Below are 23,077 nucleotides of genomic sequence, written 5' to 3' on the forward strand. Positions count from 1 at the left end.
ATTGGTCAGGGCTGTTCGCCTTCGGCGGAATCCCCGGCCGCGACTCCGTCGGACAGTTCGAACAGGTACTTGCGCATCTCGCGGGTCAGCGCATAGCGGTCGTCGGTGCTCTGAAGCTCGTCGTAGCGGCGGATCGGGCCGACGCTGATCCGGAACTTCCTGTTGGGGAAGCGGAAGAACATCCGCAGCAGCGACAGGTTGCCCATGGTTCGCCCGCGCCGCGCCGCCGGGTTGGCCAGCGCGCCCGGGTTGCCATGCACGAAGATCGGCAGGATGTCGGCCTTGCTGGCCATGACCATCCGCGCGGCGAAGGTCTTCCAGGGGAATTCCACCGGGATCTCGCCCTTCTTCTTGGCGCTGGCCACCCGGCCCGAGGGACAGATCACCATGACACCGCCATCCTCGAGACACTGGAAGGCCGCGGCCTTGGCCTGGTTGTTCATCTCGACGTATTTCGGCGGCTGGCGCGAATCCACCTCGAAGCAATAGGGCTTCAGTTCGGGCAGCGCGTTCATGGCGTTCAGCGCGGCAATGAAATTCGGCTTGCGCCCCATGCGTTCGCACATGGCGCCCAGGATCAGCCCGTCATGGATGCCGAAGATGTGGTTGGCATAGACCACCATCGGGCCGGATGTTTCCTTTTCAAGCGAGCCGTGGGGGTCGTTGATCTCGACCTCGACTTTGGTCAGGTCCAGGAACCGCTGAAAGGCGTTCGGCTCGCCCGCCGCCAGGTCGGCCTGCCATTGCTGGTACATCGGCAGCAGCGCCGTCCGGCCCTCCCGATCCTCGAAATCCAGCAACTTGCGGGTGATCCAGCGGGCGACGAGGCCCTGCTTGCTCAGAAAGGGACGGTGCGGAAGTTCACTTGCGATAAAGCTCAAGGGCCTGTCGTAAGACGGCATGAAATCAGTGCTTTCTTTCGATCTGTCAGGGCGGGACCGGAAGAACGGACCGCCGGTGAAGGATAACTTGGGTCAATTGTGGTCGCGCAGGCGATCTTGCCGGGGGCGGGGCGCAAAGACAAGGCGCGCGAAGCCGGTATCCTGCAGGGCCGCGCATGGCCGGGCCATGGCGCATGTGCGGTTTGGGCCGTTCCGGCGCAAGACGGCGCGGCGCGGCAGAGGCGCGGGGGCGACCCTGCGGTCGGGGCTGGACACGCCCGCCTGCCCCGGCCCTATTGGTCCGGACACCGGACGGCCCGCACGGGACCGGCCCGAAGACGCAGACAGCGAAAGGACACTCCCCATGATGACTGCCAGGAGACTGGATGCCGCCGATGCCGCCGTTATCATTGCCGGTGCGCGCGAGAAGGCCACCGAGATCGGCGTGCCGATGTGCATCGCCATCACCGACGAGGGCGGCAACCTGGTCGCCTTTGAACGGATGGATGGCGGCAAGGTGACCTCGATCACGATCGCCATCGACAAGAGTTTCACCGCCTCGGGCGCCAAGAAGGCGACGCATGAATACGGCGAGGCCAGCCAGCCAGGTGCACCGGCCTATGGCATCGCCTCGGCCATCGGCGGCCGGCTGATGGTGGTCGCCGGCGGTCTGCCCGTCGCGGTCGACGGAGAGGTCGTGGGCGGCATCGGGATCAGCTCGGGCACACCCGGACAGGACCTAGAGGTCGCCAAGGCCGGGGTGGCGGCGTTCCTCGACAGCCTTTGATCCGGCCCCGGGCGCCTCGCGGTGCGCCGTCGGACCCGGGTCCGCGTCAGGCGCTGGCGCCGCGGGCGGCACCGGGATGGTCGGCCATGAACTGGCGCAGCGTGGCAAAGAGGTTGCGCGCCAGTGTCCGGTCACCCGCGTGCAGTGCCGTGCGGATGTCTTCGCAGATCATCTGCTGAACCTGCTGGGGCCCCTTGCCGATCTGCATCAGATAGCTGCCCATCAGCGCCGCGTCGTATTCGCCCACGTGTTCGTGCAGGGCCAGCGCGTCGATCTCGTCGCGCGTCAGGTCCGACATGTCCTTGATGTCTTCGATGGATATCATCCGGCGTCCCCCCTTGTGCTGCGGTCCGTGCCCGCCTGCGTCGGATCCTCCCGATCCGTCAGGCGAGTCTACCGGAACGTGCTCCTGCGCACATTGATCCGTGTCATGGTCGCGGCAGGATCCTGGTGCTCACGGCGGACTGGCACAGGCCCGCCCTTTTGCGAAGGACATGGACCGCACGGCCATCACGGTGGTAGTTCCGGAGCGACTGGGGACCGTAGGTGAACCGCAGCTCGGAGGGGAAGTCTCGGGCATGGGCCATCCCCGAAACAACCGCCGCCTGAAACCCTGTGCCCAAGCGGGCGCTGCCTCGATCCTCTAGCCCTGGTGCGCGTGGGCGATGACCATCAGTTCACCCAGGTTCTCCTGCGTGATATAGCCCAGCAGCTTGCCGCCCGGCCCGGTCACCAGGACCGGATCGTTCGGGGCGGCGGCCATCCGCTCCATCACCTTGGCCAGCGGCGTGGCGGCAGAGATCTGCGCGAGCCCGGTCTGCATCAGGTCGCCAGCGCGCTGGTCGCGGTCCTCGCCGGACAGCGCCCTGAAGATCGCCTGGCGAGAGACGAACCCCACCGCGCGGCCCTGCGGATCGGTCACGGGGAATTCGTGCTGGGTGGTCCGCAGCACCGCCTGGGTCGCGGCCGCAAGCGTGTCGTCGGGGTGGAGCGCATGGTACTCGGTGATCATCGCGTCCCGCGCGGTGTAGCGTCCCGCGACGGTGCGCATGGCCACGTCGGCGCTTTCGGACGAGGCGGCGAGAAAGACGAACCCCGCGATCAGGATCAGGATCGGGTTGCCGGCGTAGATGCCCAGCAGCCCGAGGCCGATCGCCAGCACGCGGCCGATCATCGCGGCCATCTCGGTGCCCCGGGCACGGCCCATCTTCATGGTCAGGACCGCGCGCAGCACCCGGCCCCCGTCCATCGGGAAGGCCGGCACCATGTTGAACAGCGCCAGCGTCAGGTTGATGACCGCGATGGCGCCGAGGAAACCGGGCAGGTCCACGGTGGCGGAGGGGTCCGAAAGGAAGGACATGTCGGCCCGCGCCCCGAAGACCAGGCTGAGCACCGCCCAGATGACGATGTTGACCGCGGGACCGGCCAGGGCCACGGCGATCTCGTCGGCCGGCCGTTCGGGCATCCGGTCAAGCCGGGCGAGGCCGCCGAAGGGCAGCAGCGTGACCGAGGGCGTGGCAATGCCGAAACGGCGGGCCATCAGCGCATGGCCGAATTCATGGGCCAGCACGCAGGCGAAGAGCGTCAGGATGAAGGCCAGCTGCCAGGCCGCCGCCGGGGCCCCGCCGCTGTCGTAGGCCGCAAGGCCCACCCAGGCGAGCAGGATCAGGAAGGTGACGTGAATGCGGACATCCGATCCGAAGAGATGCCCGATGCTGAAAGACCAGCTCATGCCCCTGTCTCCCTCCGAGTCCCGTGCCGCCCCGCCCCAGATCTACCCGATCGGCGGGCGCGGGGAAATTGCCACGATGTCGCCCCGCGGTGGCCGCCCCTGCCTTGGCCCCTGCCGGCCGGCCCGCCCCGGGGCCGGCCGGCGCTGCGGGATCACTCGGCGCGGTCGAAGGTGCCCATGCCCATCTCGTTCAGATGCTCCACCGTCACGCTGGCCGCCCCGGAGGCGTCGTCGATCACGAAATCGACCCGCGAGACCGAGCCGGCCGGCTGGTTCTCGGTCACCGGGTAGGCAACGAAGGTGTCGCCGTCCCAGTGGGTCAGCGGCAGCGCGCGCAGATCGGGGCCCAGCAGAAGCTCCAGCCGGTCTTCGTCCGCGACCACCTCGGCCGGGCCGAAATAGGCATTGGCATAGGTGCCGGCATAGGCCTCGGCCTCTCGTTGCGGGGTGGGATCGGCGGGCGGCTCGGCCCCTACCAGTTCGCCGAAGGGCGCGCTCAGCGGCGCCATGCGTGGCCCGTAGCCGGCCAGCCAGTCGCGCGTGTCCATGCCCAGCTCGGCGCGGTCCATGAAGCTGGCGGTGATCGCCTCGGCGGCGCCGATGGGCAGCGCGTTGGTCAGCACCACGATCCCAAGGTCGAGATCCGGGATCATCACGTAATTCGTCGCCGCCCCCAGCGCGAAGGCGCCGGAATGGCTCAGCTCCACCCGTCCGCTGGGCCGCACGCCGACCCCGAAGCCGTAACCGTAGGTGCCGACGCGCGAGGCGGGCGTCGCCGGAAGGCCGGTGATCGTCTGAGGAGAGATGGCCGGTTGCAGCGCCGGCCCGGGGATCAGCTGCGTCTCGCCCGCCTGCCCCATGCCCAGCACCATCGCCAGCCAGCGCCCCATATCGCGCGCGCTTGAGCTGACGCCACCGGCGGGGCTCTGGGCATCGGGGTCCCGCTGATACGACACGGCAAATCCGTCGCCGTCGCGCACATGGGGCGCCGCGCGGTTCTCGCGCGCCAGATAATCGGCGTGGCGCGCGCTGGTGACGCTCATGCCCAGCGGGGCAAAGATCGCCTCCTCCGAGAGGTCGGCCCAGGTCGTGCCACTGGCCTGCGCCACCGCCTCGGCCGCCGCGGTCAGGCCGAAGTTGGTATAGGCGTAATGGGCGCGGAACGGCGCCTGCGGCAGCATCCCGAGCCGCTCCAGGATCGCCCGGCGACCATAGCCGATGTCTTCGAGGTCATCGCCCGCGTGGTCCGGCAAGCCGGACCGGTGCGCATAGAGATCACCGATGGTGACGTGATCGCTGACCCATTCGGCGTCCAGCCCGAACCACGGCAGGTGGTCGCGCACGGGCGTGTCCCAGGCCACGACGCCCGCGCCAACCTGGTGCGCCACGACCGTCGATCCCACGGATTTCGACAGCGAAGCCAGCAGGAAGACCGTATCCGCATCCACCGGTTCGGACCCGTCGACCGAGCGCTGGCCGAAGCCGCGCAGGTAGACCGTCTCACCCTCGTGAACCACGGCGATGGCAAGGCCGGGAATACCGGTGCGCTCCAGCATCTCGGCGCCCAGGTCGTCCAGCGTGGCGATGGCGGCCTCGATCCTGTCGGCCGGAACCGGCACCAGCATCGTGTCGGAGGGCGGGGTCATCGGGTCGGGCAGCGCAAGCGCCGGAAGCGTCGCCTGCGCGCCTGCCTGTGTGACCAGCGCGACGGAAAGAGCCAGCGCGGCGCCGGCCGTGGTCCAGTGTCTGTGCAAATCGGGAATCCTTCGTCTTTTCGCGGCCTTGGCCACCGCCCCGCCTGGCAGGCTAACGTGGGGTAAGACCGGCATCAAGCGCTCCGGCCCGCGCCCTTGCGCCGCGCGGGGTCTTGGGCAGGATCCCGAGGCGGACGAGGATGTCGTCGCCGTCCACGATGCCGAACGAGCCCGCCCTGCCGGGACGTTCGAATGGGACAAGGCGCATGGATGATCCTCCTTTCCGTTGCCGCCAAAGGGCAGCTCAGCCGAGCGAGCCGAGGAACCCCGCGATTTCGTCGTCGATGAAGCCGAGAATGGTCTCGTCCTCCAGCATCCCGTCGCGGACCTTTGCACTGGCCCGGGTCACGACGATCTCGCGCCCGGGGTGGACCAGGGCCAGCATGCCGTTGAGGATGTATTTCAGATGCGCCTGCGCCCGCACGCCCCCCAGCGCCCCGCCGGAGATCGAGATGACAAAACAAGGCTTGTGCCTGAACACCGACTCGAAGGCCGGGCGCGAGGCCCAGTCGATCGCGTTCTTCAGCACGCCGGGGATCGAGTAATTGTATTCGGGCGCAAGAAAGACCACCCCGTCGGCCGCCCCCACCTGCGCGACGAACGCGTCGACCGCGGCATTGTCCGAGATATCCGCGTCGTAATGCGGCAGCTGGCCGATGTCGGCCATGGTGCAGGTCGCCTTGCCGTCCAGCCGCGCAGCGATCGCACGGGCGGTGGCGCGCGAGGCAGAGGCCTCGCGCAGGCTTCCGATGATGAAGAGGAGTTCGGGCATTGAAGCGTCTTCCGTTCAGAGATGTGCCAGCCACGTGGCGATCCGGGGTATCGGGTGATCATGCCCGGTATCGCCAAGATGGCAAAGACCGTGCAAACGCCGGAGATCGTCGCCGACCGGCTCCGCCGCGCGACGCGGCCTTCGGCAAGATGAAGGCCATGGCCGACGGTGCGGCCATCGTCCGGGCAGAGCAGTCCTGAACCGGCGGCGGCCTAGCCGGGCCGCCGCACCACGCACCGCACCCGGCGGCCCGCCCCGTGGTCTTCCAGTGGCGGCCGCGCCTCGTGGCAGCGCGCCTCGGCCAGCGGGCAGCGCGTGACAAAGGGGCAGCCCTCGGGCGGGTTCAGCGGGCTGGGCAGGTCGCCCTCCAGCAGGATGCGCCGGCGCTCCGCCCGGCCCCTGGGATCGGGCAGCGGGATCGCCGACAGCAGCGCCTCGGTATAGGGATGCACGGGGCTGGCAAAGACCTCGGCCGCCGGTCCTTCCTCGACGATGACACCAAGGTACATCACCGCCACCCGGTCCGCGATATGGCGCACCACCGACAGGTCGTGCGAGATGAAGAGATAGCTCAGCTTCGCCTCGCGCTGCAGCCGCATCAGCAGGTTCAGGATCTGGCTCTGGATCGACACGTCAAGCGCGCTGACCGGCTCGTCGCAGATCACCAGCTTCGGGTTCAGGGCCAGCGCCCGGGCGATCACCACCCGCTGCCGCTGTCCCCCCGACAGGGCCACCGGCCGCCTGTCGCGCTGATCGGGGTTCAGGCCCACCTGCTCCATCAGCTCGTCCACGCGCGCGGCGATGCGTTTGCGCGACCAGCCCTGGATCACCATCGGCTCGGCGATGGATTGCGCCACCGTACGCCGCGGGTTCAGGGCCGAGACCGGGTCCTGGAAGACCACCTGCATGTCGCGCCACACCGCCTTGCGCCCCTCTGCCGTGAGGTTGCCCAGGTCGCGCCCGCCAAAGCGGATCTGGCCTTCGGTCACCGGCGCGAGGCCGAGGATCGCGTTGCCGGTCGTGGACTTGCCGCAGCCGGATTCGCCCACCACGGCCAGCGTCTCATGCGCGCCGATGTCCAGCGACACGCCGTCCACCGCCCGCACCAGCCCCTTACCGCCGCCGAAGCGCCCGGTGCGCACGGGGAAATGCACCTTGAGGTCGCGGATCTCCAGCAGCGCGCTCATGCCTGCGCCTCCCATGCGCCCTTGACGGGGTGGAAACAGGCGACCTTGTGCGCCCCGCCCTCCAGCACGGGCCGCGCCGTGCAGGCGTCGGTGGCGCGCGGGCAGCGGGTGCGGAACCGGCAGCCCTCGGGCCAGTCGCGCGGGCTGGGCACGCTGCCGCGGATCGCGAAGAGTTCCTGCCCCGGCGCGTCGTCCAGCCGCGGGATCGTGCGCAGCAGCATCGCCGTGTAGGGATGGCGCGGTGTAGCGAAGAGATCCCCGACCGCGCCCTGTTCCACCACGCGGCCGCCGTACATCACGCAGACCCGGTCGGCCAGTTCCGCCACCACGCCCATGTCATGGGTGATCAGCAGCACGGAGGTCCCCGCCTCTGCCGCAAGCTCGGCCATCAGCGCCAGGATCTGCGCCTGGATCGTCACATCAAGCGCCGTGGTCGGCTCGTCCGCGATCAGCAGGCGCGGCCGCGAGATCAGCGCGGCGGCGATCATCACGCGCTGGCACATGCCGCCCGAAAGCTCCGCCGGCAGCTGGCGCGCGCGGCGCTCGGGTTCGGGGATGCCGACGCGGCGCAGCATCTCAACCGCCTGCCGGCGGGCCTCGGCCGGGGCGGCCTTGCCATGGACGACAAGGCTTTCGGCCACCTGTTCGCCCACCGGCACCAGCGGGTTCAGCGACGAGACCGGTTCCTGGAAGATCATCGCCAGATCCTGACCGCGCAGGCGGCGCAGCGCATCCGGCGCCATATCCAGCAGGTCGGTGCCGTCGAACAGGATCTGCCCGCCCGTCACCCCCAGCCCCTCGCCCAGCAGACCCATGGCCGACAGCGCGGTCAGCGACTTGCCCGAGCCGCTTTCTCCGACCAGCGCCACGACCTCGCCGGGGCGGATGTCCAGCGTCACGCCATCGACAAGCGACAGCGGCCCGGCCTGAATCGCCAGATCTGAGATCTCGAGCAGGCTCATGCAGGCTCCGCCACCGCCCCGGCCCAGGGGCTGACGGGATGGGCGGCGCCGGTGTTCGGCCCCCTGCCCCGGCCCGAAACAGCCAGCGAGGGGATCGCGAATTGCACGGGCCAGACCGCGTCTTCGGTGATCTGCACCGGGTGGCGGGCCGAGATCGCCGTCGCCGTGTCGGGCGTGGCGGCGCGGTTGACGAAGATCGTCGGCGTGCTGGCATCGATCCGGGGCGCGTGCAGCGCGGCCTCGGGTGTCATCCGGAGATCAACGAGATAGGACAGGATCTGCAGCACCGTCGGAAAGATCTGCCGCCCGCCGGCGGCGCCAAGCGCATGTTCCGGCGCGCCGTCGCGGGTGGTGATGATCGGCGCCATGTTGGCCAGTGGCCGGGCCGAGGGCGCGATGGAATTCGGCTGGCCCGGGCGCGGATCGAACCACATCATGCCGTTGTTCAACAGGCAGCCCAGCGAGGGCGCCACGACCTTGGAGCCAAAGCGCGACAGCAGCGTATTGGTCAGCGCCACCATGTTGCCGTGCCGATCCACCACCGACAGGTGGCTGGTGCAATCGCCCCCCGCCGCCGCATGGCCCATGGTCTTCAGACGGTCCTCGTAGGTGTCGCGGATCACGTCCGCATAGGCCGCCGCCCGCTGCGCCTCGTCCAGCCTGGCAACGTCGTCGGGCAGCATCCCCAGCGCCCGCAGCAGGCTTGGCCCGCCCGAGAGATCGCCCATCGTGTGCACGACCCGGTCGCGGTAGGTCATCGTCGTGGGGGCGTTCCAGACCGGCGCGCAGGCGGCAAGGTCGGCCGCCGTCACCGGCGCGCCCATGGCGGCGAGATCCCCGGCCAGATCCGCCGCGATCCCGCCTTCGTAGAAATCGCGCGGCCCCGCCTTGGCCAGCCGGCGCAACATCCTGGCCTTCACCGGCATCGGCAGGTAGCTGGCCGAGGGATCGCCCGCCTCGCAGCGCCGCGCATCGCGATCGAGGAACAGCGCGGAGGCCGCCGCATCGCCCCGCAGCCCCGGCGTGTCGATGGCAAAGGCCAGATCGGCGAACCAATCCACCCGCATCCCCCGCTCTGCCGCCAAGATGGCCGGTTGCAGCGCCTCTTCCCACGACAGCGTGCCGTGCCGCGCCAGCGCCTCGGACAGGCCGGCCACCGCGCCGGGCACACAGATCGAGGACGGGCCGATCAGGTTGCGGTTGCCTTCCACCGCCGGCCAGTCGAACCAGTCGCCGTCGCGGTCGCCCACCAGCGGATAATCGACCGGATCCACGGCCGAGCCCGCGACCACGTTGAAATCCAGCGTCTCCACCGTGCCATCCGCCGCGCCATGCAGCAGGTAGCCCCCGCCGCCAAAGCCCGACAGCCACGGCTCCACCACCGACAGCATGCAGGCGGTCACCACGGCCGCATCCATCGCGGTGCCGCCACGCGCCAGCACCTCGGCGCCCGCGCGGGCGGCCTCGTGGTGCTGGGCCACGACGATCCCGCCCGAGGATGTCACCTGCGGCTTGGTCACGGCCCAGGTCTGGCGCGCCTGTTTCGGAGCTTGGGTGGGAGCCTGTGTCATGGCTGTTCCTTCGTCTTGACCCGGTCGTTCACCGGCGTGATCGGGCCGGTCGTCGTCTCGTATCCGGCCTGGCTCTCGTGGTGGCGGGCGATCTCTCCGCAGGTGGCGATCCAGACATCCGGGTTGTCGACCAGCGGCTGCCAGAGGTCCTCCAGCATGTCGACCCGCGCGGCCCGGCCGGACAGCCAGTCATGCACCGTCATCATGAACAGCCCGCCGTCGCGGATCTGGGCCCGCGCCTCGTCCGCCCAGTTCTGGCCGATCTCCAGCTGCGAGCGCGGCGCGCGGTCGGCGCCGCCGAGAAACTTGAAGAAGATCGCGTCGTCGATGTCCCAGCGCACCGGCAGCTCGGTCACCCCGTCGATCCGGTAGGGCAGATCGTGACCCATAAGCGAGCTGTCCCAGAGGCCCAGCCGCTTGAGCTCGGCCAGCATGTGCGGCGTCATCTCCCACGCGGGCGAACGGAAGCCGGCGGGCGCCCGCCCGGTTTGCGCCTTGAAGAGCGCCAGTGACGCTTCCAGCGCCTCGGTGAACTGCGCGTCCGACACATCGCCGGCCAGTTCGTGGAAATACCCGTGCAGCCCGATCTCGTGGCCGCGTTCCAGAAGGCCCTGCAGCAGCTCGGGGTTGTCCTCGGCCACCACGCCGGGGACGAAGAAACTGCCCCGGATGCCGAGCCGGTCGAGCATGGAGACCATGCGGCGGAAACCGGTGCGCATGCCGTATTGGCGGTGCTCGGTGATGGCCAGTGTGCCCGGCACCCCCTCGCGCATCTGCCACAGGTAGGGCGACAGCGCATCGACATCGACGCTGAAACAGGCGGCGGCCTTGTAGCCATGCGGCCAGTGATATGTGGGCGAATCCCAGATCATAGCGGGGACTTCTTGTCCTGGAAGACATCCATCGTGCCGGCGGAATTGCCCCCATCCACCGCCAGCGACGTGCCGGTGACATTGCGCGCCGCCTGCGACGACAGGTAGAGCGCGGCGTTGCCGATATCCTCGGCCTCGGTCTGGCGGCGCAGCGGGATGTTGTTCGTGACCCGTTGGATATGCTCCTGGCTCAGCGCCGAGACGGCGCTGCCGGCGGCGAAGCCGGGTTCAAGGCAATTCACCCGGATGCCGAATTCCGCCAGCTCCAGCGCGAAGCCCTTGGTGAACCGGTCGAGCGCGGTCTTGGACGCCGAATAGGTCACCGCCGTCCGCCGCATCTTGCGGGCCGCACCCGAGGAGATGTTGACGAAGCAGCCGGGGATCTTCGCCTCGATCATCATCAGTGCAAAGCCCCGCATCAGCGCCACGGGTGCGCGCACGTTGAGGTCCATGATCCGGTCCCAGTCGTCCATGCTCATGTCCAGCAGGAAGGCCGAGGGGTAGATCGCGGCGTTGTTCACCACGATGTCCGGCGCGCCCCAGCGGTCTTTTACCGCGTCCAACAGGGTCTTCAGGCCCTCGTCCGTCGTCAGGTCGGCGGCAACGGCGAACCCGCTCAGCCCCTCGTCCGACATATCGGCCGAGCAGACCTCGGCCCCCGCCTGCGCGTAGGTGTCGACCAGCGCACGGCCCATGATGCCGGCGGCACCCGTGACAACCACGCGCTTGCCGGCGAATTCATCCCCGAAGTTCATTCAACGTCCCTTTCCGATCAGATCCCCCAGCCGGTCGCCGATCATGTTGGCCGACAGCACCAGGAGAAAGAGTGCGAGCCCCGGGAAGGTGGCGATCCACCAGGCCGTGGCGATGTAATTGCGCCCCGTCGACAGCATCGCGCCCCAGCTTGCCGTGGGCGGCTGAACGCCAAGGCCAAGGAAGCTTAGCCCCGCCTCGAAAAGGACCATGAGGCCGAATTCCAGCGTGGCGACCACCAGCAGCGGCCCCACGATATTGGGCAGGATATGCAGCGCCAGCACGCGCGGCGTCGTGGCGCCCATGGCGCGGGCCAGCGTCACAAAGGGCCGGTCGGCGATCGACAGCGTCTGGCCATAAGCGACGCGGGCGTAACGCGGCCAGCGGGTCAGCGCCAGCACGAGGATGATGTTGATGAAGCCGGGGCCCAGCACGGCGACGGTGATGATCGCCAGCAGGATCGCCGGGATCGACAGGAAGATGTCGACCAGCCGCATCAGCACCGTCTCGACCCAGCCGCGCAGATAGGCGGCGGCCATGCCGACGGCGGTGCCGACAACGCCCGACAGCAGAACCGACAGCACCGCAACCGAAATCGAGATGCGCGTGCCATAGATCACGCGGCTCAGCACATCGCGGCCCAGCTCGTCGGAGCCCAGGACATAGGTCGCGCCGCGTGCCTCGAACCCGGGCGCCTTGAGGCGGGCCAGCAGGTTCTGCCGGTCGGGATCCATCGGCGCCAGCCAGGGCGCGAAGATCGCGATCAGAACCAGCGCGCCCAGCAGCACGGCGGGCCACCAGCTGAGCGCATTACCCAGGCGCGAGGGAGATGCGGCCACGGCTCTCATGCCTTGACCGTCAGGCGGACGCGCGGATCGACCACGGTATAAAGGATATCGGCCGCGAGGTTCGCGGCGATGGTGACGAAGGCGCCCAGCAGGACGACCGCCTGCACCACCATGAAATCGCGGGCCTGGATGCTTTGCACCGTCAGCAGGCCAAGACCGGGCCAGGCAAAGACCGTCTCGACAATCACGGCACCGGCCAGCAGCTGAGACAGCTCCAGCGCGGTGATCGAGATCACGGGGATCAGCGAATTGCGCATCAGGTGCTTGCGCACCAGCCGGCGTGTACCAACGCCCCGCGCACGGGCCGAGCGGACGTAATCCTTGCCCAGCTCGTCGATCACCGCGCTGCGGGTGATCCGGGCATAGGTCGCCAGCGACAGCAGGCCAAGCGCGATGGAGGGCATGATGAGATGGGCGAAAGACCCGGTGCCCGAAGGCGGCAGCCAGCGCAGCCAGACGCCGAAGACGAGGATCATCATGATCCCGCTCCAGAAGGTCGGCAGCGACTGAAACGCCAGCACCACGCCCATGATCCAGCGCGACACCGCGCGGCCCCGGGTCAGCGCCATGGTCAGCCCCAAAGGCAGCCCGATCAGCAGCGCGACGCTCAGCGCCCCGCCGGCCAGTTGCAGCGTCTTGGGGATGCGGCTGAGCAGGATGTCCCAGACCGGCGCGTTCTGGACATAGCTGCGGCCGAGGTCGAGCCGCAGCATGTCACCAAGGAAATCAACATATTGCACCCAGAGGGCGCGATCGAGGCCAAGCGTACGCCGCATGGCCTCGATATCCTCCTGCGTGGCGGTTTCGGGCACCAGCAGCAGCACGGGATCGCCGGTCAGACGCTGGATGAAGAAGACCAGCGTCACGACACCGAACACCGCCACCAGCGCCTGGCCGCCCCGTTGCAGGAGGAAGCGCAGCATTTACTCGGACCAGCTCATGCGGTTGAGGAACAGGCTTTCGTTCGCCGTCGGCGTGAACTCGAGCGCATCGACCGCCCCATACAGCGCCGCGGCCTGGTAGATCGGGCGCAGCAGGTAGTCGTCGCGCACGATCTGGTGGACCTGCTCATAGGCTTTCTGACGCACCTCCGGATCCAGCGAGGTCCTCGCTTCGTCCAGCAGCGCGTCAAGCTCGGGCATGTTCACTCGGCTCCAGGAACTGGTGGAATAGAGCAGCGGATAGGCGATGCCGTCGGCATCCTGACAGGCGCAGGACCAGCGGCCAAAGTTCAGGTCGGGCCGTTCGGCCCGATCCTCGGCCCGGGCGGCGGCCAGGTAGGTGGGCATGTCGGTCATCGAGATCGAGACGTTGAAACCCACGTCGTTCAGCATCTGCTGCAGCGCCTGCACGACCCGCTGGTCGAAGACCGGCGCGGTGGCGAAGGTGGCGGGCGTCGCGGCCAGATCCGCCTTGGTCGAGACGATCTCGGCCGCTTCCTCAGGGTCGTATTCGAAAGGCGCGATGCCCTCGGCATAGCCGAAATGCGCCGGGCTCGACAATTGCGCGACCGGCACTTCACCGGCGCCCAGCAGCCCTTCGGCGATGCCTTGTGCATCGATGGCCAGGGAGGCCGCGCGCCGCAGGTCCGGGTCGCTGAACGGCGGCTTGTCGAGGTTCATGCCCAGGTAGGCGACACGCTCGGTCGGGGCGGAGAGCGCCTTGACCTCGGGGTTGCCGGCCAGCTGCATGGCGCCATCGCTGTCAAGGCCCACGACCAGATCAGCGGCCCCGGCCTGAAGGTCGGCAATCCGCGTGGCCGCATCCGGCACGGCGCGGAAGATCGCATTATTGAAGGGCCCCATGTCGCCCCAGTAATCCTCGTTCTTCGTCAGCGTGACCGACACGCCGCGATCCCAGTCGCCGAAGACATAAGGACCGGAGCCCACAGGCGCGGTGTTGAAGGCATCCTTGCCCACCTCTTCCACCACATGCTGCGGCACGATCGACAGCTTCACAAGCTGCGCCAGCAGCGCGGGATAGCGGCTTTTGGTGGTCAGCTTGACCTTGTTGCCCTCCATCACCTCGGCGCCGGCGATCTGGTTGAACTGGCCCAGCTGGGGCGAGCCGAATTCGGGATCGGTGATCCGCTGCACCGAATAGACCACATCCTCGGGAGTCAGCGGCTCGCCGTCATGGAAGGTGACGTCGTCGCGGATCGTCAGCACCAGCTCGGTGTCCGAGGCATAGTCCCACTCGGTCGCAATCTGCGGGACGATCTGGCCGTCGTTGTCGCGGGTGACGAGGTTGTCGAAGATGTTGCGATAGACGTAGTAGCTGTCCGGGTTCCACTGCATGTGCGGATCGAGCGAGGACGGCTCGCCGGTCAGGTCGATGGTCAGGTCGCGGGCGAAGGCGGGCAGTGCAAGCACCGCCAGGGCGACGCCCGACAGCAGGCCCTTGGTCAGGATGGTCATGATGGTCTCCCGTTGGTGGCAGCATTGTCGGTGGTGCGCCGGAGGGCCCCGCTGCCGGGGGCGATCGGCGTGTCGTTGGTCAGCAGCTGGCGCATCAGGAACCGTTCCTGCGCGTCGATCAGCGCATGGCGGGCGGCGACGATGCCGTCGCGATCCTGCTCGGTCACCGCGCGGACCAGGTCAAAGACCTCGTCGCGCCGGAATATGTGGCCCGCATCGGCATTTTCCAGGTGGCGCGTCATGCGCGCGGAATGGTGCCAAAGCTTGCGCAGGTGGCGCGCGGTGAAACGGTCGATCCCGCCCAGCAGCGTGCCGTCGATCTCGTCCACGTAGATCCGGAAGGTGACGACCGCGCCATGCGCCGGCTGCTGCGAGACGGCCCGCAGCATGGCCCCGATGCGGCGGACCTCGTCGATCTGCGCCGGGCTCAGGCGGGCCTGGGCCAGCGCCGGCTCGACGATGCGCCGGGCGGTCAGGATCTCTCCGATCAGCGAACCGGTCACGGGGGCGACCTGCCAGCCCAGCCGGGCGATCGGCTGCGCCCAGCCGTCATAGCCCAGCCGTGTCAGCGCCGCCCGCGCGGCGGCCCGGCTGAGCCCGAACCGCTCCATCACGTCGGCCTCGGTGATGGTCTCGCCAGGCTCGATCTCGCACCAGACCACGGCATCCAGCAACCGGTCTTCGGCGAAGCGCGCCTTGGCATCGGGCTGCGGCACACCCGACGCGGCGGCGCTGGAGCGCAGGAGGGGAGAGCTGGGATCATACATCGGCAGACACCTTTCGCCTGGATTGTGGCGAAGACGGCGTGAACATGTCAATGGAGTCTTTCTGACATTTCCAAGAGACGAGACTGAAATCCGCAGATCCACCCCATGCCCTGCATAGCGACTGGGCTCGCCACCGGCCCGCCTCACCGAGGCCGCCTGTCAGGGCGGACGAGGGCCCCGCGCCGAGGACGAAAAAAGGCGCCCTGCCCCGCGACAGACGCCGTCCTCCAACCTTGCCGATGTCCGGAAATCCCGCCCTCTCAGGCGGTCTGCTCCTCTTGCCTTGACGCGTCGTACCCGCCCGAACATTCTGGATCGGTGACATCGCGGGGGGCCGCGCGGAAGAGGGGAAAGCGATGGAGACGGCTCGGTCTTCGGGACCGCAGGGGATGCGGTCGGGATCTTACCGTCTGGGTCTTGTCGGACAGGGCATCCAGCTGTCGCGTACACCCGCCATGCACGAGGCCGAAGCCGCGGCGCAGGGCCTGTCCTGCCGCTATGAGCTGTTCGATACCGACGCGGGCATCGGGGGATGGAGCGCGGACGCCCTGCCGGACATCCTCGACCGGGCCGAGGCCCAGGGCTTTGCCGGGCTCAACGTCACCTTTCCCTACAAGCAGGCCGTGATCGCGCATCTGCACCAGCTGTCCGATGCGGCGCGCCGGGTGGGCGCGGTGAACACGGTGGTTTTCCGCGACGGACGGCGACTGGGGCACAACACCGATTTCTCCGGCTTCGCCGACAGCCTGCGCACCGGCCTGCCCGGCGCGCCGATGGAAGATGTGCTGCTGATCGGCGCAGGCGGCGCGGGCGCGGCGCTGGCCCATGCGCTGGCCGACGTGGGCGCCGGACGGATCCGCATCGCGGATACCCGGCCCGAGGCCGCGCAAGCCCTTGCCGCCCATGTGGGCCCCGTCGCCGAGGCGACCGAAGACATCGCGCAGGCCGCGGCCGCCGCGAGCGGGATCATCAATGCCACGCCCGTCGGCATGGCCAAGTTGCCCGGATGCCCCATCGACCCCGCCCTGCTCGAGCCCCGCCACTGGGTCGCCGACATCATCTATTTCCCGCTGGAAACCGCCTTTTTGCGCGCAGCCCGGGCCATTGGCTGCCGCACGACCGGCGGCGAAGGCATGGCGGTCTTCCAGGCGGTGCATGCGTTCAGACTGTTCACCGGCCGGCCGGCCGATGCCGAGCGGATGCGGGCCACGTTCCAGCGGCTGGGAGGACCGGGCTGAGCGGCCGGACGCGGCGGAACCGGCCGGGACAAAAGCAAAGGGCCTGCCCCCGGATGCGGAGGCAGGCCCTGTCGCGTGTTTCTGTGCGTGGTCCGGCTCAGCCGGTCTGTCCGGGTCCGGCGCCCGGCTCGTCCGGCGATCCGTGCACCTTCTCGCGGAACCGCTGCGCCAGCACGTAAAGCGCGGGGATGATGAAGATTCCCACCACCGCCGCCGCGATCATGCCGCCGAAGACCGGCACGCCGACCCCGCGCCGCGCCAGCATCGAGGCCCCCTCGGCGACCACCAGCGGGAAAAGACCGGCGATGAAGGCGAAGCTGGTCATCATCACCGCCCGGAACCGGGCCCGCGCGCCATCCACGGCGGCGTCGACGATGCTTTCGCCCTGGTTGCGCCGGTCCATGGCGAATTCCACGATCAGGATCGCGTTCTTCGCCGCCAGCGCGATCAGCACCACCAGCCCGATCTGCGCATAGACGTTGTTGGCCAGCCCCGACAGCCGCAGCGCGATCAGCGCCCCGCAACTGGCGAAGGACACCGACAGCAGCACGCCAACCGGGATCGTCCAGCTTTCATAGAGCGCCACCAGGAACAGGTAGGCAAACAGCACCGCCAGCCCCAGCACGATGGGCGTCTTGCCGGCGGCGTCGATCTCCTGCTGGGCGGTGCCCGTCCATTCGAAATCGTAGCCCGCCGGCAGGGACGTGGCCGAGATCTCTTCCATCGCCTCCAGCGCGGTGCCCGAGGACACGCCGGGCGCCGGCCCGCCGTTGATCGTCACGCTGCGATAGTTGTTGTAGCGCGTCAGCGCCTGCGGCCCGGCCTCCAGGCTGACCCGCGCCACCGAATCCAGCGGCACCATCTCTCCCTGGTCGTTGCGCACATGGATGCGCCCGATGTCCGACACGCTCTGGCGATAGCGTTCCTCGGCCTCGACATTGACCTGCCAGGTGCGACCGAAGAGGTTCATGTCGTTGACGTAATAGCCACCCAGCGTGGCCTGCATCGTCCGAAACAGGGTGTTCACGTCGACGCCCAGCGTCTGCAGCCGGTCGCGGTCGAGATCGAGGTTCAGCACCGGCGAGTTCGCCGAGTAGGTCGTGTAAACCCCCGCCAGCCTGTCGTCCGAATGGGTGGCCGTCACCAGCCCCCGCGCCGTTGCGCCCAGCTCGGTCGGGTCGGCGCCCTGCAGCGACAGCAGCTCGTACTGAAAGCCCGCCCCGGTGCCCAGCCCGATGATCGGCGGCAGGTTGAAGGGCACCCCGATCGCCGTGGTCAGCTGCGCCAGCTGGCCGCGCGCGCGGGCGATGGCGGCATCCACCGTCTCGTCCGGCGCGGTGCGCTCGTCGAAGGGCTTCATGATGACGATGGCAAACCCGCTGTTCGACTTGGCAAGGCCGTCGACGAAGCTGTAGCCGCTCACCGTCTCGATGCTCTCCACGCCGGGGCCGTCCTTCAGCGTGTCGTAGACCTGGGCCATCGTCTCGCGCGTGCGGTTGATCGAGGCCCCGTCGGGCAACGCCATCTCGACGAAAAAGGCGCCCTGGTCCTCGGTCGGCAGGAAGCCCGAGGGCGTCGTCTTGAACAGGAAGGCCGCGCCGCCGATCGCCACGGCGAGGAACACCAGCGACAGCACCGCGCGCCGCGCCAGCACCCCCGCGACCGAGGCATAGCCCAGTCCCGCGCGGTCGATCTGTTTCGAGAGCCAGGCCAGCGGTCCCTTGGGCGGGCCGGAATGACGCTTCAGCAGCAGCGAACACAGTGCCGGGCTAAGCGTCAGGGCGTTGAGCGCCGAGATCAGCATCGAAAAGGACACCGCCACGGCGAATTGCTGGAAGATCGTGCCGCTGATGCCGGGAATGAAGGCCACCGGCACGAAGACCGACAGCAGCACCAGCGTGATCGCCAGGATCGGGGCGGTGATCTGCTCCATCGCCACCTCGGTCGCCTCGGGCACGGTCAGCTCGGGCCGGTCCGACATCACCTTTTCGACGTTCTCGATCACCACGATGGCGTCGTCGACCACGATCCCGATCGCCAGCACCAGCGCCAGCAGCGAAATCGTGTTGAGCGAAAAGCCCAGGATCAGCAGGAACGACATCGCGCCCACCAGCGAGACCGGCACGGCGATCAGCGGGATGATCGTCATCCGCAGGCTGCCGAGAAACAGGAAGACCACGATGACGACGAGGATGAAGGCCTCGCCCAGGGTCTTCAGCACCTCCTCGATACTGGCGCGCACGAAGCTGACCGAATTGTAGGGCACTGACCAGGTGATATCGTCGGGAAACGCCTGCTGGGCCTGGGTCAGGGTGTCGTGGATCTGCTCGGACGTGCTGAGCGCATTGGCGCCGGGCGCGAGATAGACGCCGATCATCGCCGTGGGCTGTCCGTTGAACTTCGCCTCGCTGTCGAGCGATTTCGCCCCCAGCTCGACCCGGGCGATGTCACCCAGCCGCACGTAAGAGCCGTCTGCCTCGGCCCGGACGATGATCTGTTCGAACTCCTCGACCGTCGACAGCCGGCCCTGGGTCTGGATGTTCAGCTGGAACACCGGGTCCGAGGTCATCGGCTGCGCGCCGATCCGGCCGATGGCGGCCTGGGTGTTCTGGGCGTTGATCGCGTTGATGACGTCGTCCGGCGTCAGGTTCAGGTTGGTCATCGCGTCGATGTTCAGCCAGGCCCGCATGGAATAATCCTGCGCGCCGAAGAGGATGGCATCGCCCACCCCGTCGACCCGCTTGACCCGGTCCATGACGTTGATCGTGGCGAAGTTCGACAGGTAGAGATCGTCCTGCGTCGGATCGGACGAGCTGATGTTGATCACCTGCAGCAGCGCCGAGGATTTCTTCTTGGTGCTGACGCCGATCCGCGTGACCTGATCGGGCAGCGAGGATTCCGCCAGCGCGACCCGGTTCTGCAGGTTGACCGTATTGATGTCCGGATCGGTGCCGGGCGCGAAGGTCACGTTCAGCGTGTAGCTGCCGTTCGAGCCGCTGGTCGAGCTCATGTAGAGCATGTCGGACACGCCGACGACCTGCGCCTCGATCGGCTGGGCGACCGTGGCCTCGACCACGTCGGCGCCCGCGCCGGGGTAATTGGCGGTGACCTGCACCTGCGGCGGAACGATGTCGGGGAACTGCGCGACGGGCAGCTGCAGAAGCGAGATGACCCCGGCCAGGGTGATGACGATGGAGATGACCAGCGCCATCCTTGGCCGGTGAATGAAGACCTTCGAAATCATCGCTTTACTCCGACGGTGCCGCGGTGGACCCGCCGGATGTGGTGGTGCCTTGCGGTGTCGTGGGCTGCGCGCCGGCCGCCTGCGGCGTGACGGGCTGCCCGGGCCGCGCGCGCTGAACGCCTTCCGTGATCACCTGTTCGCCCACCTTCAGCCCGTCGGCCACGACGACCTCGGTGCCGGCCATGCGGCCGACGCTGATTGATCGTTTCTCGACCACGTCCTTGTCACCGACCAGAAGCACGAAGTACCCGCCCTGATCGCGCTGCAGCGCCGAGGCGGGGATCACGAGCGAATCCGCGCCGGTGTCCTGGGTCAGCGTGACCTGCACCAGCTGGCCATCGCGCAGCACGCCGTCCGGGTTTGGAAAGCTCGCCCGCACGAGGATCGTGTCGGTGCCCGGCTGGACCTGGGTATCGACGACCTTGACCGTGCCGTCCTGCCCGTAGCCGCGTCCGTTGGCCAGCGTGATCGACACCGCCAGGGGGGCGGTGCTGACCGGTGCCGCCATCGATGCATCGGCCGCCGCGGATGCGGCCGCCGCCCCGTCTGCCGTACCGCCCGCCGTCGTATCCGAACCGCTGTCGGAGGACGCCGCAGCGTCCGTCGCTGCGCTGTCGTCGCCGGTCGCAGCGGTACCGGAGCTGGTGTCACCCGACGCGGATCCGGACCCCGATGCGCCCTGCCCCGCGGCGTCGCCCGCATCCGCCTCTCCGTGCCCCAGGAAATTCAGAAGCCGCGCCTCGGCCACGGGGAAATCCACGTAGATCGGATCGATGCTGCTGACGGTCACCATGGCGCCGGTCGCCTCGGACACATAGGTGCCCACGGACATTTCTGTCAGCCCGACGCGTCCGTCGAAGGGGGCGGCCATGGTGGTATAGGAGAGGTTCAGCTGAGCATTCTGCAGTTCGCCCTGCAGCTGCTCAAGCTCACCCTGGGCCTGGCCCTGCTTGGCTTGGGCTTCCTGCAGCACGTTCTCGGCCGCGACATTGTCGGTGACCAGCTGCTGCTGACGGTCGACCTGGATGTCGGCCAGCTTTTTGGCGGCCTCTGCGGCCTTGATCTGGCCCTGGATCTGGGTGATCGCGGCTTGGTAGGCGTCAGGCTGGATTTCAAACAGGGTCTGGCCTTCGGTGACTGCGCTGCCCTCGTCGAAGCCGATCGACAGCAGGAAACCCGAGACGCGCGGCAGGACGTCGACCCGGTCCACGGCCCGGACGCGGCCGGTGAACTGCGCGGTCTGAGCCACATCGCGGCTTTCAACCGCGACGGTGCCGACCCGAGGCGCCTGCGCGGCCTGCTGATCCTGCGCCAGGGCCGGCGCACCGGCCAGAAGCAGTGCGCCCAGCCCCATGCCCGCCGCCCTCAGGCCGTATCGGCGCCGGCCCGGCAGCCGCGACCAAGGGGTTTCCGTCACTGTGGCCGCGGCGCCAAAAGGCCGCTCCGACTTAGGGTCATTCCAGCTGTCAAACATGCCCAACCAAGCTTAATGCGAATCCATTCCTTTCGGAGGCCTAACATAAACACTTGAAAATACATGTACGTTATTGGCCCGCTGCCTGCATTGTGTTCTCCGGCATGGTTTTGATGCCGCGGCCCGGAGCGATTGGCACGTAAACGAAAGACCCTGACAGGCCTGCCGAACCGGGACGGGGATCAGTTGGGACACACTGCGGCCGTCGTGTCGAGTTCGGCCCGGTCCTGCCGTGCCTTCAACACGCTGCAGCTTGTCCCCTATCATTCCAGGCGACGCTTGCCCCCCGCCATCGGCATAGGGCCACTTTCACGGGTCACCGCACCCAAGATCCCGGTCAGATGCCGAACGGATCGGACACGTCAGGCACATGGCCCGAGGCCTCCAGCAGCGCGCCGACCCGGAGCAGCAGATCCTCGCGCCAGCGCCGCGCGACAAGCTGCACGCCCAGCGGGCGGTTGTCGGCCGCGCCGGTGGCCAGGCTCAGCGCCGGCATCCCCAGCGCCGGCAATCCGCGCTGTGTCAGCTGCGCCTCGTAGACCCCCGCGAAGCTTTCGGGCGAGGCCACGTCGGATTGCTGGTCGAAGGGCAGTTCGCCGGAGACCGGGCAGATCAGCAGCGGGTATCGGTCAAGAAAGGCGTCCCACTCGCGCATCAGCCCGACCCGGCGGCGCAGGGCCTCCATCACCGACGGCAGGTCGGCCGAGCCCGCATCCTTCGACATCTGGTCGAAGACAAAGAGCGAATCCGCCTCCCCTTCTTCCGACAGGACGCTGGCCGCCGCAAAGCCGGTCTCGGCCATCCAGAGCGTCGCGTTCACCTCGGCCGCGGCGCGCATGGGCGGGCAGTCGACCTCCTCGACCACCCAGCCTTCGGCCTCCAGCCTGCGGGCCGTGGCGATCAGGGCCTCGCGCACCGGTTCGGCCACAGGCATGCCATCGGGCGCCAGCGTCAGCGCGGCGCGTTTCTCGAACGCCCCGCTGTCGTAGGGCATGGGCACGTGCCAGGGATCGCGGATGTCGGGCCGGGCCATGACCCGGAACCCAAGGTCGAGATCGGCCATCGTCCGCGCGATCGGGCCCGAGACGGCCATCAGCTGGGCGCCGATGAAGCGGTCGGGGCCGGAGGAATTCCACGCCGGAACCCGACCGACCGTGGGGCGCAGGCCATGCAGCCCGCAGGCATAGGCCGGGTAACGGATCGACCCGGCGATATCCGTGCCATGCGCCAGAGGCACCATGCCGGAGGCGACCGACGCCGCCGCGCCGCCGGAGGAGCCGCCGGGCGTGATATCGCGGTTGCGCGGATTGAGCGTCTGGCCGTGGAGGTCATTCTTGGTGAACCAGCGCAGGGACATGGCGGGGGTGTTGGTGCGGCCGACCAAGATCGCCCCCGCGGCCCTGAGGTTGGCGACCACGGGGCTGTCCTGGGTCGCGACCACGTTTTGCATGAGCTTCAGCCCGTTGGTGGTGGCAAAGCCGGTCTGGTCGACATTCACCTTGATGGTCACCGGCACGCCGGCCATCGGGCCGCAATCCTCTCCGGCGGCGATCCGGCGGTCGATCTCGGCCGCGGCGGCCAGCGCCTCGGCGCTGACATCCTGGACCACGGCATTCACCGCCGGGTTCACCGCCTCGATCCGCGCCAGGTGAGCCGTGGTCACCTCGGTCGCGGACAGCACGCCCGAGCTGACCTTCCCGGCGATCTCGCAGGCTGACAGTTTGAAGATATCCATGGCGTGCATTCCCTGTTTCCGGATGGACCGAAGACTGTCCGACCCTGTTCTTCGGGCGACCATGCCCTGTGGAGCCCAGATTG

General features: G+C 68.4%; 20 protein-coding genes. 2 read left to right on the forward strand and 18 right to left on the reverse strand.

Annotated elements, in window-relative coordinates:
- Positions 1-5: 5 nt before the first annotated feature.
- Positions 6-881, reverse strand: coding sequence for a lysophospholipid acyltransferase family protein (locus tag ATO3_RS09545; protein WP_088649617.1), 876 nt, complete (start codon positions 879-881; stop codon positions 6-8).
- A 364-nt stretch (positions 882-1,245) separates the two neighbouring features.
- Here ATO3_RS09545 and ATO3_RS09550 point away from each other — a divergent pair, with 364 nt between their 5' ends.
- Positions 1,246-1,668 carry a GlcG/HbpS family heme-binding protein gene (locus ATO3_RS09550; RefSeq protein ID WP_088649618.1) on the forward strand — a complete coding sequence of 141 codons (423 nt, stop codon included), beginning with the start codon at positions 1,246-1,248 and terminating at the stop codon, positions 1,666-1,668.
- A gap of 46 nt (positions 1,669-1,714) precedes the next feature.
- On the opposite strand, the gene ATO3_RS09555 is transcribed toward ATO3_RS09550, so the two are convergent.
- The 14 genes from ATO3_RS09555 to ATO3_RS09615 form a co-directional block, all read right to left on the reverse strand.
- Positions 1,715-1,993, reverse strand: a complete 279-nt coding sequence (locus tag ATO3_RS09555; protein ID WP_088649619.1) for a hypothetical protein — start codon at positions 1,991-1,993, stop codon at positions 1,715-1,717.
- Between the two features lie 318 nt (positions 1,994-2,311).
- Positions 2,312-3,400, reverse strand: a complete 1,089-nt coding sequence (locus ATO3_RS09560; RefSeq protein ID WP_088649620.1) for a site-2 protease family protein — start codon at positions 3,398-3,400, stop codon at positions 2,312-2,314.
- Positions 3,401-3,552: 152 nt separating this feature from the next.
- Entirely contained in the window at positions 3,553-5,154 is a 1,602-nt protein-coding gene (locus ATO3_RS09565) for a serine hydrolase (RefSeq protein ID WP_198963235.1), read from the reverse strand.
- Positions 5,155-5,206: 52 nt separating this feature from the next.
- Positions 5,207-5,362: a hypothetical protein gene (locus tag ATO3_RS28795; RefSeq protein ID WP_158217930.1), complete on the reverse strand. Its 156-nt coding sequence runs from the start codon at positions 5,360-5,362 to the stop codon at positions 5,207-5,209.
- 36 nt (positions 5,363-5,398) lie between these two features.
- Positions 5,399-5,926, reverse strand: a complete 528-nt coding sequence (locus ATO3_RS09570; RefSeq protein WP_088649622.1) for an NADPH-dependent FMN reductase — start codon at positions 5,924-5,926, stop codon at positions 5,399-5,401.
- A gap of 212 nt (positions 5,927-6,138) precedes the next feature.
- A complete protein-coding gene (locus ATO3_RS09575) occupies positions 6,139-7,113 on the reverse strand; it encodes an ABC transporter ATP-binding protein (RefSeq protein ID WP_088649623.1) in 975 nt (324 codons plus the stop codon).
- Positions 7,110-8,075, reverse strand: coding sequence for an ABC transporter ATP-binding protein (locus ATO3_RS09580; RefSeq protein ID WP_088649624.1), 966 nt, complete (start codon positions 8,073-8,075; stop codon positions 7,110-7,112). Before ATO3_RS09580 ends, ATO3_RS09575 begins: the two co-directional genes overlap by 4 nt.
- Complete coding sequence (locus ATO3_RS09585) at positions 8,072-9,646, reverse strand: gamma-glutamyltransferase (RefSeq protein ID WP_088649625.1); 1,575 nt, start codon at positions 9,644-9,646, stop codon at positions 8,072-8,074. Before ATO3_RS09585 ends, ATO3_RS09580 begins: the two co-directional genes overlap by 4 nt.
- On the reverse strand, positions 9,643-10,518 hold the full coding sequence (locus ATO3_RS09590; protein WP_088649626.1) for a polysaccharide deacetylase family protein: 876 nt from the start codon (positions 10,516-10,518) through the stop codon (positions 9,643-9,645). Before ATO3_RS09590 ends, ATO3_RS09585 begins: the two co-directional genes overlap by 4 nt.
- Entirely contained in the window at positions 10,515-11,273 is a 759-nt protein-coding gene (locus ATO3_RS09595; protein ID WP_088649627.1) for an SDR family NAD(P)-dependent oxidoreductase, read from the reverse strand. The genes ATO3_RS09590 and ATO3_RS09595 overlap by 4 nt, the downstream gene beginning before the upstream one ends.
- Entirely contained in the window at positions 11,274-12,110 is an 837-nt protein-coding gene (locus tag ATO3_RS09600) for an ABC transporter permease (RefSeq protein WP_233152093.1), read from the reverse strand.
- Between the two features lie 5 nt (positions 12,111-12,115).
- A complete protein-coding gene (locus ATO3_RS09605; protein ID WP_088649629.1) occupies positions 12,116-13,042 on the reverse strand; it encodes an ABC transporter permease in 927 nt (308 codons plus the stop codon).
- A complete protein-coding gene (locus tag ATO3_RS09610) occupies positions 13,043-14,536 on the reverse strand; it encodes an ABC transporter substrate-binding protein (RefSeq protein ID WP_088649630.1) in 1,494 nt (497 codons plus the stop codon).
- On the reverse strand, positions 14,533-15,303 hold the full coding sequence (locus tag ATO3_RS09615) for a GntR family transcriptional regulator (RefSeq protein WP_088649631.1): 771 nt from the start codon (positions 15,301-15,303) through the stop codon (positions 14,533-14,535). Before ATO3_RS09615 ends, ATO3_RS09610 begins: the two co-directional genes overlap by 4 nt.
- A 389-nt stretch (positions 15,304-15,692) precedes the next feature.
- On the opposite strand from ATO3_RS09615, the gene ATO3_RS09620 reads away from it, so the two are divergent.
- Positions 15,693-16,541, forward strand: a complete 849-nt coding sequence (locus ATO3_RS09620) for a shikimate dehydrogenase (RefSeq protein WP_088649632.1) — start codon at positions 15,693-15,695, stop codon at positions 16,539-16,541.
- Positions 16,542-16,638: 97 nt separating this feature from the next.
- Here the strand turns inward: ATO3_RS09620 and ATO3_RS09625 are convergent, their stop codons facing one another.
- From ATO3_RS09625 to ATO3_RS09635, 3 genes are all read right to left on the reverse strand, one after another.
- Positions 16,639-19,785: an efflux RND transporter permease subunit gene (locus tag ATO3_RS09625; protein WP_088649633.1), complete on the reverse strand. Its 3,147-nt coding sequence runs from the start codon at positions 19,783-19,785 to the stop codon at positions 16,639-16,641.
- A 4-nt stretch (positions 19,786-19,789) separates the two neighbouring features.
- Complete coding sequence (locus ATO3_RS09630; RefSeq protein ID WP_158217931.1) at positions 19,790-21,139, reverse strand: efflux RND transporter periplasmic adaptor subunit; 1,350 nt, start codon at positions 21,137-21,139, stop codon at positions 19,790-19,792.
- A gap of 457 nt (positions 21,140-21,596) precedes the next feature.
- Positions 21,597-22,994, reverse strand: a complete 1,398-nt coding sequence (locus ATO3_RS09635) for an amidase family protein (protein WP_088649903.1) — start codon at positions 22,992-22,994, stop codon at positions 21,597-21,599.
- Between the last annotated feature and the right edge of the window lie 83 nt (positions 22,995-23,077).

It is taken from the genome of Marinibacterium profundimaris, from assembly GCF_002210095.1.
Taxonomy (GTDB): Bacteria; Pseudomonadota; Alphaproteobacteria; order Rhodobacterales; family Rhodobacteraceae; genus Marinibacterium; species Marinibacterium profundimaris.

Excerpts from the sequence above, each read along its gene's own strand:
- ATO3_RS09615 (WP_088649631.1), bottom strand. The coding sequence starts at position 15,303 with ATGTATGATCCCAGCTCTCCCCTCCTGCGCTCCAGCGCCGCCGCGTCG.
- ATO3_RS09610 (WP_088649630.1), bottom strand. The coding sequence starts at position 14,536 with ATGACCATCCTGACCAAGGGCCTGCTGTCGGGCGTCGCCCTGGCGGTG.
- ATO3_RS28795 (WP_158217930.1), bottom strand. The coding sequence starts at position 5,362 with ATGCGCCTTGTCCCATTCGAACGTCCCGGCAGGGCGGGCTCGTTCGGC.
- ATO3_RS09575 (WP_088649623.1), bottom strand. The coding sequence starts at position 7,113 with ATGAGCGCGCTGCTGGAGATCCGCGACCTCAAGGTGCATTTCCCCGTG.
- ATO3_RS09570 (WP_088649622.1), bottom strand. The coding sequence starts at position 5,926 with ATGCCCGAACTCCTCTTCATCATCGGAAGCCTGCGCGAGGCCTCTGCC.
- ATO3_RS09625 (WP_088649633.1), bottom strand. The coding sequence starts at position 19,785 with ATGATTTCGAAGGTCTTCATTCACCGGCCAAGGATGGCGCTGGTCATC.
- ATO3_RS09635 (WP_088649903.1), bottom strand. The coding sequence starts at position 22,994 with ATGGATATCTTCAAACTGTCAGCCTGCGAGATCGCCGGGAAGGTCAGC.
- ATO3_RS09585 (WP_088649625.1), bottom strand. The coding sequence starts at position 9,646 with ATGACACAGGCTCCCACCCAAGCTCCGAAACAGGCGCGCCAGACCTGG.
- ATO3_RS09630 (WP_158217931.1), bottom strand. The coding sequence starts at position 21,139 with ATGGGGCTGGGCGCACTGCTTCTGGCCGGTGCGCCGGCCCTGGCGCAG.
- ATO3_RS09590 (WP_088649626.1), bottom strand. The coding sequence starts at position 10,518 with ATGATCTGGGATTCGCCCACATATCACTGGCCGCATGGCTACAAGGCC.
- ATO3_RS09605 (WP_088649629.1), bottom strand. The coding sequence starts at position 13,042 with ATGCTGCGCTTCCTCCTGCAACGGGGCGGCCAGGCGCTGGTGGCGGTG.
- ATO3_RS09620 (WP_088649632.1), top strand. The coding sequence starts at position 15,693 with ATGCGGTCGGGATCTTACCGTCTGGGTCTTGTCGGACAGGGCATCCAG.
- ATO3_RS09555 (WP_088649619.1), bottom strand. The coding sequence starts at position 1,993 with ATGATATCCATCGAAGACATCAAGGACATGTCGGACCTGACGCGCGAC.
- ATO3_RS09560 (WP_088649620.1), bottom strand. The coding sequence starts at position 3,400 with ATGAGCTGGTCTTTCAGCATCGGGCATCTCTTCGGATCGGATGTCCGC.
- ATO3_RS09595 (WP_088649627.1), bottom strand. The coding sequence starts at position 11,273 with ATGAACTTCGGGGATGAATTCGCCGGCAAGCGCGTGGTTGTCACGGGT.
- ATO3_RS09550 (WP_088649618.1), top strand. The coding sequence starts at position 1,246 with ATGATGACTGCCAGGAGACTGGATGCCGCCGATGCCGCCGTTATCATT.
- ATO3_RS09580 (WP_088649624.1), bottom strand. The coding sequence starts at position 8,075 with ATGAGCCTGCTCGAGATCTCAGATCTGGCGATTCAGGCCGGGCCGCTG.